This window comes from Pseudomonas sp. WC2, from assembly GCF_050586545.1.
In the GTDB taxonomy this organism is placed as follows: domain Bacteria; phylum Pseudomonadota; class Gammaproteobacteria; order Pseudomonadales; family Pseudomonadaceae; genus Aquipseudomonas.
Map to the genome: position 1 here is coordinate 280,138 of NZ_JBOBDR010000005.1, position 12,310 is coordinate 292,447.

The 12,310-nt window shown below is 57.8% G+C and carries 14 protein-coding genes and 1 tRNA gene; 9 read left to right on the forward strand and 6 right to left on the reverse strand.

Annotation, left to right across the window (positions count from 1 at the left end; genetic code table 11):
* Positions 1-6 precede the first annotated feature (6 nt).
* Both ACQ4OE_RS08600 and ACQ4OE_RS08605 read left to right on the forward strand, forming a co-directional pair.
* On the forward strand, positions 7-972 hold the full coding sequence (locus ACQ4OE_RS08600; protein WP_430946366.1) for a MucB/RseB C-terminal domain-containing protein: 966 nt from the start codon (positions 7-9) through the stop codon (positions 970-972).
* 210 nt (positions 973-1,182) lie between these two features.
* Complete coding sequence (locus ACQ4OE_RS08605; protein ID WP_122591688.1) at positions 1,183-2,613, forward strand: DegQ family serine endoprotease; 1,431 nt, start codon at positions 1,183-1,185, stop codon at positions 2,611-2,613.
* A gap of 81 nt (positions 2,614-2,694) precedes the next feature.
* On the opposite strand, the gene ACQ4OE_RS08610 is transcribed toward ACQ4OE_RS08605, so the two are convergent.
* Entirely contained in the window at positions 2,695-4,128 is a 1,434-nt protein-coding gene (locus tag ACQ4OE_RS08610) for a M48 family metalloprotease (protein WP_122591689.1), read from the reverse strand.
* Between the two features lie 98 nt (positions 4,129-4,226).
* Between ACQ4OE_RS08610 and ACQ4OE_RS08615 the strand changes: the two genes are divergently transcribed.
* Positions 4,227-4,466: a sulfurtransferase TusA family protein gene (locus tag ACQ4OE_RS08615; RefSeq protein ID WP_122591691.1), complete on the forward strand. Its 240-nt coding sequence runs from the start codon at positions 4,227-4,229 to the stop codon at positions 4,464-4,466.
* A gap of 32 nt (positions 4,467-4,498) precedes the next feature.
* Positions 4,499-5,569 carry an AI-2E family transporter gene (locus ACQ4OE_RS08620; protein ID WP_430946367.1) on the forward strand — a complete coding sequence of 357 codons (1,071 nt, stop codon included), beginning with the start codon at positions 4,499-4,501 and terminating at the stop codon, positions 5,567-5,569.
* A gap of 139 nt (positions 5,570-5,708) precedes the next feature.
* Here the strand turns inward: ACQ4OE_RS08620 and ACQ4OE_RS08625 are convergent, their stop codons facing one another.
* Both ACQ4OE_RS08625 and ACQ4OE_RS08630 read right to left on the reverse strand, forming a co-directional pair.
* Positions 5,709-6,182, reverse strand: a complete 474-nt coding sequence (locus ACQ4OE_RS08625; protein WP_430946368.1) for a peroxiredoxin — start codon at positions 6,180-6,182, stop codon at positions 5,709-5,711.
* Between the two features lie 10 nt (positions 6,183-6,192).
* On the reverse strand, positions 6,193-6,753 hold the full coding sequence (locus ACQ4OE_RS08630; RefSeq protein ID WP_430946369.1) for a glycine cleavage system protein R: 561 nt from the start codon (positions 6,751-6,753) through the stop codon (positions 6,193-6,195).
* Positions 6,754-7,081: 328 nt separating this feature from the next.
* Between ACQ4OE_RS08630 and dapA the strand changes: the two genes are divergently transcribed.
* The 5 genes from dapA (at position 7,082) to ACQ4OE_RS08655 (ending at position 10,776) form a co-directional block, all read left to right on the forward strand.
* The gene (dapA, locus tag ACQ4OE_RS08635) at positions 7,082-7,960 is read left to right on the forward strand and encodes a 4-hydroxy-tetrahydrodipicolinate synthase (RefSeq protein WP_430946370.1); all 879 of its coding nucleotides are present in this window, start codon (positions 7,082-7,084) and stop codon (positions 7,958-7,960) included.
* Positions 7,961-7,977: 17 nt separating this feature from the next.
* Positions 7,978-9,093 carry an outer membrane protein assembly factor BamC gene (gene bamC, locus ACQ4OE_RS08640; protein ID WP_122591699.1) on the forward strand — a complete coding sequence of 372 codons (1,116 nt, stop codon included), beginning with the start codon at positions 7,978-7,980 and terminating at the stop codon, positions 9,091-9,093.
* A gap of 6 nt (positions 9,094-9,099) precedes the next feature.
* Positions 9,100-9,861 (forward strand): MBL fold metallo-hydrolase, encoded by a 762-nt coding sequence (locus ACQ4OE_RS08645; RefSeq protein ID WP_103305606.1) that lies wholly within the window; start codon positions 9,100-9,102, stop codon positions 9,859-9,861.
* A gap of 28 nt (positions 9,862-9,889) precedes the next feature.
* Positions 9,890-10,603, forward strand: coding sequence for a phosphoribosylaminoimidazolesuccinocarboxamide synthase (gene purC / locus ACQ4OE_RS08650; RefSeq protein ID WP_007911389.1), 714 nt, complete (start codon positions 9,890-9,892; stop codon positions 10,601-10,603).
* 83 nt (positions 10,604-10,686) lie between these two features.
* A tRNA-Ser gene (locus ACQ4OE_RS08655) sits at positions 10,687-10,776 on the forward strand.
* 123 nt (positions 10,777-10,899) lie between these two features.
* On the opposite strand, the gene ACQ4OE_RS08660 is transcribed toward ACQ4OE_RS08655, so the two are convergent.
* The 3 genes from ACQ4OE_RS08660 to ACQ4OE_RS08670 form a co-directional block, all read right to left on the reverse strand.
* Positions 10,900-11,397 (reverse strand): addiction module antidote protein, encoded by a 498-nt coding sequence (locus ACQ4OE_RS08660; protein ID WP_430946371.1) that lies wholly within the window; start codon positions 11,395-11,397, stop codon positions 10,900-10,902.
* Position 11,398: 1 nt separating this feature from the next.
* Positions 11,399-11,719: a type II toxin-antitoxin system RelE/ParE family toxin gene (locus tag ACQ4OE_RS08665; protein ID WP_430946372.1), complete on the reverse strand. Its 321-nt coding sequence runs from the start codon at positions 11,717-11,719 to the stop codon at positions 11,399-11,401.
* Positions 11,720-11,915: 196 nt separating this feature from the next.
* On the reverse strand, positions 11,916-12,107 hold the full coding sequence (locus ACQ4OE_RS08670; RefSeq protein WP_007963291.1) for a YegP family protein: 192 nt from the start codon (positions 12,105-12,107) through the stop codon (positions 11,916-11,918).
* Positions 12,108-12,310: the final 203 nt, after the last annotated feature.

A 12,310-nucleotide genomic window follows, 5' to 3' on the forward strand; every position in this document is an offset into this window, starting at 1 on the left:
AGGATCATGCGCGCCATACCTCTACTTTCGCTTCTGCTTAGTGGCTGGTTCATTGTTCCAGCCCACGCCGACGAGGCCCAAGACTGGTTGATCCGTCTGGGCCAGGCCGAGCAGCAGCAAAGCTTTCACGGTACTTTCGTTTACGAGCGTAACGGTAGTTTTTCTACCCACAACATCTGGCATCGTGTCCAGAATGGCCAGGTCCGCGAGCGCTTAATGCAGCTCGACGGTTCGGCTCAGGAAGTCGTGCGTATTGATGGGCATACTCAATGCGTCAGCGGCACCCTGATTGCCGGGCTGGGAGATTCTCCGAACTCTGCCGCTCGTCCTCTCGATCCCAAAAAGCTGAAAAATTGGTATGACCTTGCCGTCATTGGCAAGTCGCGCGTGGCCGGGCGGGATGCGGTCATCGTAGCGCTTACGCCTCGCGATCAGCATCGTTACGGTTTTGAGTTGCACCTGGACAGACAGACCGGCCTGACATTGAAGTCGTTGTTGTTGAACGACAAAGGGCAGTTGCTCGAACGTTTCCAGTTCACCAGTCTAAATACTGATGACGTTCCTGCTGATAAGGATCTGCTGGCCGACGCTGACTGCAAGCCTATTACGCTTGATAGCGATAAGGCTTCTGCGGTGAAAACTGTCCAAGTCTGGCGTTCGGATTGGCTACCCCCAGGTTTTGAACTCACCAGCAGCACCTCGCGCAAAGATCCGGAAACCAAGACCCAGGTCAACAGCCTGATGTACGACGATGGCTTGGCGCGTTTCTCGGTTTTTCTCGAGCCGTTGAACGGCGCGACCGTCACCGATACGCGCACACAGCTGGGTCCAACTGTCGCGGTTTCCCGACGCCTGACCACGCCGCAAGGCGAAATGATGGTGACCGTGGTCGGCGAAATTCCGATCGGCACCGCCGAGCGAATTGCCTTATCCATGCGTAACAACGATGGCGCTGCAACCAGCAAGCAGTGAGCTGTTTTCAGTCATTTCCACTTCTTCTTCGAGACGTAGATGAAATGTTTGCTGAGCATTTTCATTTGCAAATACCCCAAAAATTTTTTATAGGTCAGAGCCTCACGGCTCTGGCCTTGTTTGTTGTTGCCGGAACAAAAATACCGGTGGGTGGTTTCCGGTGTTCCTTGCTCCATATCGCTTAACCCTGCTCGTCGTAACGGGAGCTGTATGTCGATACCTAGCTTGAAGTCTTATCTCTCCATCTTTGCCACGGTGCTGCTGCTCGGTCAGGCGATCCCTGCTGCGCAAGCGGCCGATCTGCCTGATTTCACCCAGTTGGTTGAGCAAGCCTCACCTGCGGTCGTGAACATCAGTACCACGCAGAAGCTGCCGGATCGCAAAGTGAACCAGCAGATGCCTGATCTGGAAGGCCTGCCGCCGATGCTGCGCGAGTTCTTCGAGCGCGGCATGCCGCCTCAGCAGCGTTCACCGGGCGGTGGTCGTCAGCGTGAAGCGCAATCGCTGGGTTCGGGCTTCATCATTTCCCCGGACGGTTACATCCTCACCAACAACCACGTGATTGCCGATGCCGACGAAATCCTCGTTCGCCTCGCTGATCGCAGTGAAATGAAAGCCAAGTTGATCGGCACCGATCCGCGTTCCGACGTGGCGCTGCTGAAAATCGAAGGCAAGGATCTGCCGGTGCTCAAGCTCGGCAAATCCCAGGACCTGAAAGCCGGCCAGTGGGTTGTGGCAATCGGCTCGCCATTCGGCTTTGACCACACGGTGACCCAAGGCATCGTCAGCGCCGTCGGTCGTAGCCTGCCGAACGAAAACTATGTGCCGTTCATCCAGACCGACGTGCCGATCAACCCGGGCAACTCCGGTGGCCCGTTGTTCAACCTGAACGGTGAAGTGGTCGGCATCAACTCGCAGATCTACACCCGTTCCGGCGGCTTCATGGGCGTTTCGTTCGCGATCCCGATCGACGTGGCGATGGACGTCTCCAATCAGCTCAAGAGCGGTGGCAAAGTCAGCCGTGGCTGGCTGGGCGTGGTCATCCAGGAAGTGAACAAGGATCTGGCTGAGTCGTTCGGTCTGGATAAGCCGGCGGGTGCGCTGGTTGCACAGATTCAGGATGACGGTCCTGCCGCCAAAGGTGGCCTGCAAGTCGGCGACGTGATTCTGAGCATGAATGGCCAGCCGATCGTGATGTCCGCTGACCTGCCGCATCTGGTCGGCGCACTCAAGGCTGGCGCCAAAGCCAATCTGGAAGTGATTCGTGAAGGCAAGCGCAAGAACGTCGAACTGACGGTCGGCTCGATCCCGGACGAAGACAAAGAGCTCGATGCACTGCCGAAGTCCGGTGCGGAAAGCACCAGCAATCGCCTCGGTGTTTCGGTGGGCGAATTGACCGCCGAGCAGAAGAAAACCTACGACCTTAAAGGTGGTGTGGTGATCAAGGAGGTGCAGGACGGTCCTGCAGCGCTGATCGGTCTGCAGCCGGGTGACGTCATTACGCACTTGAACAATCAGGCTATCGGTTCGGCTAAGGAATTCGGCGAGATCGCCAAAGCGCTGCCGAAGAATCGCTCGGTATCGATGCGGGTTCTGCGTCAAGGCCGTGCCAGCTTCATCACCTTCAAACTGGCTGAGTAATCCAGCGGTAAGGTAAAAAAGAAACCGCCTCGAAAGAGGCGGTTTTTTTGTGCCTGAAGTTTTTGCAAAACCGATAAAAACTCAGCCCATCATGTCCTTGATCATGCGTTCCTGCTCCATCAGTTCACGCTGACGGGCATCGATCCGCGAGGACAGCGGGAAGTTGCTGCCAGCCTTGCGCTTGGCGAAGTCCAGTTGCTGGATCGCCTGACGGTAATCGCCGACCAGCGCGAAATATTCAGCGCGCGCCTGATGCAGACCGATGATGTTGCCCGACAAACCGCGAGTCTCGGCGACCTGATACCAGACGTCCGGATCATCCGGACGCGATTTGAGCAGGCCTTCCAATGCTTTCTCGGCATCTGCCGCGCGATTCTGCTTGAGCAACAGATCGACGCGCACCTGATTCAGCGGGTAGTTGCCCGGATACTGCGTGAGCATCCGCTCGACGCGCGACTGTGCATCCGGCAGGCGATTGTTGGTGATGTCCAGGTCGACCTGGGCGAGGTTGTAGATGATTTCGTTCGGTGACGTCGTCAGCAATTGCTTGAGATTCTCGCGCGCCTCATTCAACTGGCCACCCTTGATCTGCGCGATCGCCAGACCGTAGCGCGCCACGTCGTTTTTCGGGTTCTCATCCAGCTGCGCACGGAAGCGCTTGGCGCCCATGCCCGGGGTTTCTTCATAGATCAGTTGCACGCGCGCACGGATCAATTGATAGCGCTTGGAGTCTTCGATGCCCCCCGGTTTTGCTTGCTCGGCGCGGTTGCGGGTGTCAGCGATACGCGATTCGGTGACCGGGTGAGTCAGCAGGAATTCCGGCGGCTTGGCGTCGAACCGGTACTGACGCATCAAGCGTTCGAACATGGTCGGCATCGAGCGTGGATCGTAGCCGGCCTTTTCCAGATTGAGGATGCCGATGCGGTCGGCTTCCTGTTCGTTCTGGCGCGAGAAGGTTCGTTGCGCCTGAATTGCTGCAGCCTGAGAGCCAGCGATGGCCGCGATTCCGGCATCGCCGCCACCGGCCGCCGCGATGACGATACCGGCCAACAGCGCGGCCATCATTGGCACCTGCATGCGCTGCGAGGCTTCGACGCCGCGAGCGAAGTGGCGCTGCGACAAGTGAGCCAGTTCGTGCGCCAGTACCGACGCGTATTCGCCCTCGGTCTGCGCGTTGAGGAACAGGCCGCCGTTGACGCCGACCACGCCGCCCGGTGCGGCGAAGGCGTTGAGTTGCGGGCTGTTGATCAGAATGAATTCGAGGCGTCGGTCGGTGACCTGGCTGGTCTCGACCAGCTTATAAACGCTGGACTCGACATAGTCTTTGAGCTGCGGATCGTTAAGCTGTGAAACCTGGCTGCGCAACATCGCCAGCCAGGCGCGGCCAAGCTGATATTCCTGTTGCGGCGAGACAATGGCAGAACTGGCGTCGCCAAGTGACGGTAGATCGTCGGCAAAGCCCGGTGAGGCGAGCAGGCAAGCGAGCGTCAGCAGGGTAGGGCGCAGAAAAGTCATGCACAAAGCCTTAGAAGACAAAGACCTTACTGTAGCCGGACACCGGGCCTGCGACCAGATATTCTAGGCAGCTCGATGACCCGAACCGGAGTGACGCAATGACTGACGCTGTAGCCCATGACGTTGAACTGGACGCCAGTGGCCTGAATTGTCCGTTGCCATTGCTCAAGGCAAAAATGGAGCTGAACAAACTCCAGAGCGGCGCAGTGCTTAAGGTGATCGCCACCGATGCCGGCTCGCAACGCGACTTCCGCACCTTTGCCAAATTGGCCGGTCATACGCTGCTGCTCGAAGAAGAAGAGGCGGGCGTTTACCGTTACTGGTTGAAAAAAGCCTGAGAACTGCAGCGTACAAAACTTAAGGATTATTGATGTTCAAAGTGTTACGCGACTGGATTCAGCGCTACTTCTCCGACGAAGAAGCCGTGGTGCTGGCGGTCCTGCTGTTTCTCGCCTTCACCGCGGTGCTGACCCTCGGTGGCATGCTTGCGCCAGTGCTTGCGGGGATGGTGCTGGCGTATCTGATGCAAGGGCTGGTCGTCACTCTCGAACGCCTCCGCGTGCCCGGCGGAGCGGCGGTAGGTTTGGTGTTTGCGCTGTTCATGGGCGTGCTGATGCTGTTTATCGTCGTCGTGCTGCCGTTGCTCTGGCACCAGTTGATCACGCTGTTCAACGAGCTGCCGGGCATGCTCGCCAAGTGGCAATCGCTGCTGCTGTTGTTGCCGGAGCGCTACCCGCACCTGGTCTCTGACGAGCAAGTGCTGCAAGCCATCGAGGCGGCGCGCGGCGAGATCGGCAAGTTTGGGCAATGGGCGCTGACGTTCTCACTGTCGAGCCTGCCGCTGCTCGTCAACGTCATGATCTATCTGGTGCTGGTGCCGATTCTGGTGTTCTTCTTCCTCAAGGATCGGTTGATGATCGGCGAATGGGTGCGCGGCTACTTGCCCCGTGAGCGCGCGCTGATTACGCGGGTCGCGCAGGAGATGAACCGACAGATCGCCAATTACATTCGCGGCAAAGTCATCGAGATCGTGATTTGTGGTGGCGTGACCTACATCGCGTTTGTCGCGCTCGGGCTCAACTATGCGGCGCTGCTGGCGTTGTTGGTGGGCGTGTCGGTGGTGGTGCCGTATGTCGGCGCGGTGGTCGTGACCGTGCCGGTGCTGTTGATTGCGCTGTTCCAGTGGGGCTGGAGCGATCAGTTCATTTATCTGATGGCGGTCTACGGGATTATTCAGACACTGGATGGCAACGTGCTGGTGCCGTTGCTGTTCTCGGAGGCAGTTAACTTGCACCCGGTAGCAATCATCTGTGCGGTGCTATTGTTTGGCGGGTTGTGGGGATTCTGGGGTGTGTTCTTTGCGATCCCGCTGGCGACACTGTTCAAAGCCGTGCTGGATGCGTGGCCGCGCCAAGAGCCGGCGGTGGCGCCTTTGCTATAGCGGTTGATCCAAATTGGTTGGAGACACTTAGGTCCCATTCGCGAGCAAGCTCGCTCCCACATTGGAGCTGTGACGTTCACAAATCCAATGTGGGAGCGAGCTTGCTCGCGAAGGCGTCAGTGAGACCGACGCAAAAACATCAGCCTTTATTCAGATCCTGAGCAGCAGCCAAAACCGCATCCACATGCCCCGGTACTTTCACACCGCGCCATTCCTGACGCAGCACACCGTTCTTGTCGATCAGGAAAGTGCTGCGATCAACGCCCAGGTATTCCTTGCCGTACAGCTTCTTCAACTTGATCACGTCGAACAGCTGGCAAACCGCCTCGTCCTTGTCGCTGATCAACTCGAACGGAAAGGCTTGCTTGGCCTTGAAGTTCTCATGGGACTTCAGGCTATCTCGTGAAATGCCGAAGACTTCCGTGTTGGCAGCCTTGAACGCTTCATGTTGATCACGAAAGCCCTGACCCTGAGTCGTGCAGCCCGGTGTGCTGTCCTTCGGGTAGAAGTAGATCACCACTTGTTTGCCCTTCAGCGCAGACAGGCTGACAGTTTGCCCGCTGGTGGCAGGGGCTTCGAAATCCGCAACCGGTTGGTCGATGACAACGGCCATGAAAGCTTCCTTACATTGGGTTTTGTGGGCGCCAAGGCTCGATCAGTGCGTCCAGGTTCATCGCATCGGAGAAATCGAGGAACTGATCGCGCAGCCAGCTGATCTGGGTGCCGGCCGGCAGGGTCACGGTGAACGTGGCGTTGAGCATGGTGCCGCCGGTCTGTGGCGCCTGATAGGTGTCGCAGGTCAGGTTTTCCAGTTCGACGTTGTGGTCCATGAAGAACTGGCACAGCTCATTGATGATGTCCGGGCGATACGCCGAGCTGACATACGCCACGTAAGGCAGCGCCTGCGGACGATTTTCCAGCGGCGCGCTGCGCACCACATTGACGGTGAAAGCGTGTTTCTTCGCCAGGCTCGGCAGGCTGCCTTCGAGGCGGGCGAGGGCGTCCCAGCTGCCGGAGATCTCAAGGATGAGCGCGCTGCACTCGCCGTGGCGGGTCAGGCGGGAGGTGACGACGGCGCAGCGATTTTCATGGCTGGCGCGGCACAGGACGTTAGTCAGCTCCATGGGGTTGGCGCCAAGGGCACTGATGACAAGGAATTGTTCGCGAACTGTGGGGGTGGACATGCAGCATTCCTAAAGCGATGAGCGGTCGGTAGGTTACGGACGTTTGCCGCCGGGAGCGCCTGTTCTGGCTGTCCTTACAGAGAGGCCCGGCAAGCGCTCGCGGCTCGCTCCACTATAGCGGGAGCGCGTCGATGCGACGCAGGAACGGGGTCTGGGAGGCCGAAAAGGGAGGCTGAAACCCGGCGTACAAGCTGATCAGTACCGATCAAAGTCTGAAGGGTAGCGAAAAGCGGCGCCAAGGGGAATGGCGGTGGCGCAGTACTTCGCTTGTGCAAGCATCTTGGCGCCAGTACCATTACCGCTCTCTTTTTCCGGCAGGAGCGGTTTCATGATTGCGGGCAGTATGGTGGCACTGGTCACTCCCATGGATGCACAAGGGCGTCTTGACTGGGACAGCCTCAGCAAACTCGTGGACTTCCACCTCAAGAACGGCACCCATGCCATTGTCGCGGTCGGTACTACCGGCGAGTCGGCAACCCTTGATGTTGAAGAACACATCGCCGTCATCAAAGCCGTGGTCAAACAGGTTGCCGGGCGCATTCCGGTCATCGCCGGCACTGGCGCCAATTCGACCCGCGAAGCCGTCGAGCTGACCCGCAACGCCAAAGAAGCCGGCGCCGATGCCTGCCTGCTGGTCGTTCCGTACTACAACAAGCCGACTCAGGAAGGTCTGTACCAGCACTTCAAGCACATCGCTGAAGCGGTCGACATTCCACAGATTCTCTACAACGTTCCGGGCCGCACCTCTTGCGACATGCAGGCCGAGACCGTGATTCGCCTGTCCACCGTGCCGAACATCATCGGTATCAAGGAAGCCACTGGCGACCTGAAGCGTGCCAAGGCGATCATCGATGGCGTGAGCAAGGAATTCATCGTGCTGTCCGGCGATGATCCGACCGCTGTCGAGCTGATCCTGCTGGGTGGCAAAGGCAACATCTCTGTTACCGCCAACGTTGCGCCGCGCGAAATGGCCGACCTGTGCGAGGCCGCCCTGAAGGGCGACGCCGACACCGCACGGGCGATCAACGAAAAACTGATGCCGCTGCACAAAGACCTGTTCGTCGAAGCCAACCCGATTCCGGTGAAGTGGGCTCTGGTTGAAATGGGCCTGATGCACGAAGGCATCCGCTTGCCACTGACCTGGCTGAGCACACCTTGTCATGAAACGCTGCGCTCGGCCCTGCGCCAATGCAGCGTCCTGGTTTAATTGAGGAAGTACAACGCATGAAGCGAATGGCCGGACTTTCCGCACTTGCCTTGATTATCTCCAGCACCAGTGGCTGCGGATGGGTCTGGGGGCCGGAAGGTTATTTCCGCGACCGTGGTAGCGATTACCTGCAAGCGCAACAGACTGCACCGATGCAACTGCCGCCGGATGTCAGCACGTCCAAGCGTCTGGATCCGCTGTTGCCGATCCCGCGTAACGTCGCCGATGACACCGCCACGGGTGAATACATTGTGCCGCGTCCTCAGCCGTTGTCGGCTGTGGCCGATGCCAGCGATTACTCGCTGCAGAAGAGCGGCGATTCGCGTTGGGTTGTGGCCCAGCATCCACCGGCCGAAGTCTGGCCAGTGGCCGTGCAGTTCTTCCAGGACAACGGTTTCCGTCTGGATGAACAGCGTCCGCAAACCGGCGAATTCACCACCACCTGGCAGCATTCCGACGAACTGTCCGCGTCCATGGCCAAACGCCTGAGCGCAGCCGGTATCGCCAGCGACAGCGAAGCCCGCGTGCGTGTGCGTATCGAGCCAGGCGTGCAGCGCAACACCAGTGAAATCTACGTGGTCAGCGCCGAGCGTCCTGCCGGCAGCACTGCCGACGTCGAATTCACCAACCGTTCGGTCAACACTGGCCTGGACGCAGCGTTGGTCGACGACATGCTCGCGAGCATGAGCCGGACTTCCGAGAAGGGCGGTTCGGTGTCGATGCTGGCCTCGCGTGATTTCGACACGCCGAGCCGTGTCAGCCTCAGCGAAGACGGCAGCGGCAACCCTGTGTTGAACGTCGGCACCGATCTTGACCGTGCCTGGTCGAGCGTTGGCCGTGCGCTGGAACAAGGCGAATGGCGCGTTGAAGACATCAACCGCAGCTTGGGCCTCTACTACATCAACCTGGCCGAAAAAGCCGAGAAGAAAGACGACAAGCCTGGTTTCTTCAGCAGCCTGTTCGGCAGTGCGCCGACCAAGGAAGAAGTTGAATCCCGTGCCGAGCGTTATCAGGTTCGCCTGAGCAAGGTTGGCGAGAACATTCAGGTAACCGTCGAGAAAAACATCAACACCGTCGCGCCGGCTGACGTGGCACGCAAAGTGTTGAGCGTGATTCAGGACAATCTGGGCTGATCAACCATGCGTTTTGCCGTTCTCGGCAGCGGTAGCCAAGGGAACGGCACGCTGATCGCCAGTGCTGATACGTATGTGCTGGTGGATTGTGGTTTTTCCCTGCGGGAAACCGAAAAACGCCTGTTGCGCCTGGGTGTGAACCCGGCGCAACTGAGCGCGATACTCGTAACCCACGAACATGCCGACCACGTGCATGGCGTGGGTTTGCTGTCTCGGCGCTACAATCTACCGGTCTACCTCAGTCGCGGCACACTGCGCGGGATGCGCAAACCGATTGAACCCGCAGGCTTTCTGGCCGGCGGCGAGCAACTGCAGATCGGCGCACTGAACATCGGGGTCATTGCCGTGGCCCACGATGCGCAGGAACCGACCCAGTATGTCTTCAGTGATAACGAACAGCGGCGCTTCGGCCTGCTGACCGACCTGGGTTCCTACTGCGAGCGGGTGCTGGACGGTTATCGGGACCTCGATGCATTGATGATCGAGTCCAACCATTGTCGCGACATGCTGGCCCGTGGTCATTACCCGTACTTTCTCAAGCAGCGGGTAGGCGGCGAGCTGGGACATTTGAACAACCATCAGGCGGCATTCCTGGTGTCCGAGTTGGGCTGGCAAGGTTTGCAACACCTGGTTCTGGCCCACCTGAGCAGCAAGAACAACCTGCCGCAGCTGGCCCGGCAATGTTTTGTCGACACCCTCGGGTGCGACCCGGACTGGCTGCAACTGGCCGATCAAGATTCAGGGCTCGACTGGCGCCACATCGCCTAGCCCAACTACTTAGCAAGCGGAGCCCATCATGGAAAAACGTGAAGAACTCTACCGCGGCAAAGCCAAATCGGTTTACAAGACCGACGACGCTGACCGCTTGATCCTGCTGTTTCGCAACGACACCTCGGCGTTCGATGGCAAGCGCATCGAGCAGCTAGACCGCAAAGGCATGGTCAACAACAAGTTCAACGCCTTCATCATGCAGAAGCTCGAAGCGGCCGGCGTACCGACCCAATTCGACAAACTGCTGGCCGACAACGAAGTGCTGGTCAAGAAGCTCGACATGATTCCGGTCGAGTGCGTCGTGCGTAACTATGCTGCCGGCAGCCTGGTCAAGCGTCTGGGCGTCGAAGAAGGTTTGAAGCTCAACCCTTACACCTTCGAATTGTTCCTGAAAGACGACGCCAAGGGCGACCCGTTCATCAACGAATCCCACGTCGTGGCATTCGGTTGGGGCACCGCCGAGCAACTGGTTCGCATGAAAGAGCTGTCGCTCAAGGTCAACGAAGTACTGACCAAGCTGTTTGACGACGCTGGCCTGTTGCTGGTCGACTTCAAGCTCGAGTTCGGCGTGTTCAGCGACGGCTCCATCGTCCTCGGTGACGAGTTCAGCCCGGACGGCTGCCGTCTGTGGGACAAGGACACCAAGAAGAAGATGGACAAAGACCGCTTCCGCCAAGGCCTCGGTGACGTCATCGAAGCCTACGAAGAAGTCGCCAATCGTCTGGGCGTACCGCTTTAATCGACGCAAGCATCTGATAGCACGAACAAATTTTCGAAAGAGGGTTTGCTTTCAGTAAAAGTGTTGTTATGATGCGCGCCGTTGGAGAGATGCCAGAGTGGCCGAATGGGACGGATTCGAAATCCGTTGTACCTTCACCGGTACCTAGGGTTCGAATCCCTATCTCTCCGCCATTACATAGAAAAAGCCCCGTAGCTGAGAAGTTACGGGGCTTTTTTGCATATGCACGAATCAAACTCCACGAAACACTCATTTCAAGGTCAATTCAGATTTCATCGCTTATCGGGCGATGAATCTCAAGCCGTAGCAGTGCGATCTTTGGTAGCTACTGCCTTATTACCTTTTTTGGCCACGGCAGTGATTGCTTCTTGCTGCGTTTTTTGGGTTTTCGCTAAGCGCGGACTCCGTGGGACTGTGGCAGCTGTCGTAGGGGCTGCTGGCAGTGCAGCGGCGCCGACCGCTGGAATGGGTTGCACGATCAGTTCTACACCCAGCGCACGCATCAGTCTGTTAATCGTCTCAAAGCGCGTGTGAGCCCCCCCTTTGAATGATTTATAGAGGCTCTCACGATTGATCCCTGCATCCTGGGCGACCTTGTTTACGCCCCGTGCTTTGGCCACCTCAGCCAACGCTTGCATCAGGATGTGCGGGTCCTGAGCTTTCATGCTTTCAGTCAGATAGGCGCTGATGATTTCAGGGGTGTCGAGGAAGCGTGAAGCCTCGTAGCGACTGGTGCCGCCAGTGTCGAGGTCGAGGATCGGCATATCCTCGGGATTGAAATTTCTGTCGTTCATGTCATTTACCTTTCAAGTTTTCCAGGATGGCTCTTGCGTGCTTGATGCCACGTTTCTGGTCTGATTTATCACTTCCCCAAAGCATCAAAAACGCAGTTCTACCTGTGCGCACAAAGTAAATTCGATAGCCAGGGCCGACAAAAACGCGCATTTCACTGATGCCGTCGCCTACGGGTTCGCAATCGCCGAAATTACCGTCTTCCGCCCGATCCAGCCGAGCTAGAACGGTGGCTTTGGCTTCGGTATTTCTCATTCCCGTGAGCCATCTATCAAACTCCGGCGTTTTGTCGATGGTGAATTTTTTCTTTTCTTCCTTGGTCATTCGAATTGTAGCCGTCTGGCTACTCCTTGTCTTGAACCTTGTTCGACGGGTATGCCCCTCGGCCGAATCCAGGTCTCTCCAAATGAAAAAAGCCCCACAGACACAAAAGCTGTGGGGCTCCCAATTTCTGCATTATCTACATTGCTGCACGTTTCCAAACACTGTTGAGTGAACGGCTCTTTTTTGGACCAGCGCTTTAAATCTCCTTAACCGGCGTCTCCCCCTGCACACCCTTGATCAACTCGATCACATGCAAGCAATCCGCTTTGTTCACATAAGACTCGCCACTGGCGATGGTCTCGTGGTTACCCGCCCTCAGCCTCCAGCGCCATTGCCCTTTGCCAGTGCTTGGGGTGCCTCTGGATTGCCTGTAAATCTCGAAATACATTCAGTTCGCTCCATGCGATTTATAAGTGCGACAGCCTGTGTGGCGCATCGACGCAAGCCTAGCGCAGGCGGTTTTTTTGGCCATCGGACATTTGTATCCAATCGTTCGCGGATGTTTCCGAGGGCCGCGATCTAGAGCGCGGCAATGGCCTTTGGATTGGCCAATATGACGTCGCCTGATCCTTGCAACGCTGGCGACGCTCC

Bases quoted from the DNA above. Each gene is read 5' to 3' on its own strand.
- ACQ4OE_RS08660 (WP_430946371.1), bottom strand. From the start codon at position 11,397: ATGAACGACAGAAATTTCAATCCCGAGGATATGCCGATCCTCGACCTC.
- ACQ4OE_RS08670 (WP_007963291.1), bottom strand. From the start codon at position 12,107: ATGTATTTCGAGATTTACAGGCAATCCAGAGGCACCCCAAGCACTGGC.
- ACQ4OE_RS08625 (WP_430946368.1), bottom strand. From the start codon at position 6,182: ATGGCCGTTGTCATCGACCAACCGGTTGCGGATTTCGAAGCCCCTGCC.
- dapA (WP_430946370.1), top strand. From the start codon at position 7,082: ATGATTGCGGGCAGTATGGTGGCACTGGTCACTCCCATGGATGCACAA.
- ACQ4OE_RS08645 (WP_103305606.1), top strand. From the start codon at position 9,100: ATGCGTTTTGCCGTTCTCGGCAGCGGTAGCCAAGGGAACGGCACGCTG.
- ACQ4OE_RS08615 (WP_122591691.1), top strand. From the start codon at position 4,227: ATGACTGACGCTGTAGCCCATGACGTTGAACTGGACGCCAGTGGCCTG.
- ACQ4OE_RS08620 (WP_430946367.1), top strand. From the start codon at position 4,499: ATGTTCAAAGTGTTACGCGACTGGATTCAGCGCTACTTCTCCGACGAA.
- ACQ4OE_RS08605 (WP_122591688.1), top strand. From the start codon at position 1,183: ATGTCGATACCTAGCTTGAAGTCTTATCTCTCCATCTTTGCCACGGTG.
- bamC (WP_122591699.1), top strand. From the start codon at position 7,978: ATGAAGCGAATGGCCGGACTTTCCGCACTTGCCTTGATTATCTCCAGC.
- ACQ4OE_RS08600 (WP_430946366.1), top strand. From the start codon at position 7: ATGCGCGCCATACCTCTACTTTCGCTTCTGCTTAGTGGCTGGTTCATT.
- ACQ4OE_RS08630 (WP_430946369.1), bottom strand. From the start codon at position 6,753: ATGTCCACCCCCACAGTTCGCGAACAATTCCTTGTCATCAGTGCCCTT.
- ACQ4OE_RS08610 (WP_122591689.1), bottom strand. From the start codon at position 4,128: ATGACTTTTCTGCGCCCTACCCTGCTGACGCTCGCTTGCCTGCTCGCC.
- purC (WP_007911389.1), top strand. From the start codon at position 9,890: ATGGAAAAACGTGAAGAACTCTACCGCGGCAAAGCCAAATCGGTTTAC.
- ACQ4OE_RS08665 (WP_430946372.1), bottom strand. From the start codon at position 11,719: ATGACCAAGGAAGAAAAGAAAAAATTCACCATCGACAAAACGCCGGAG.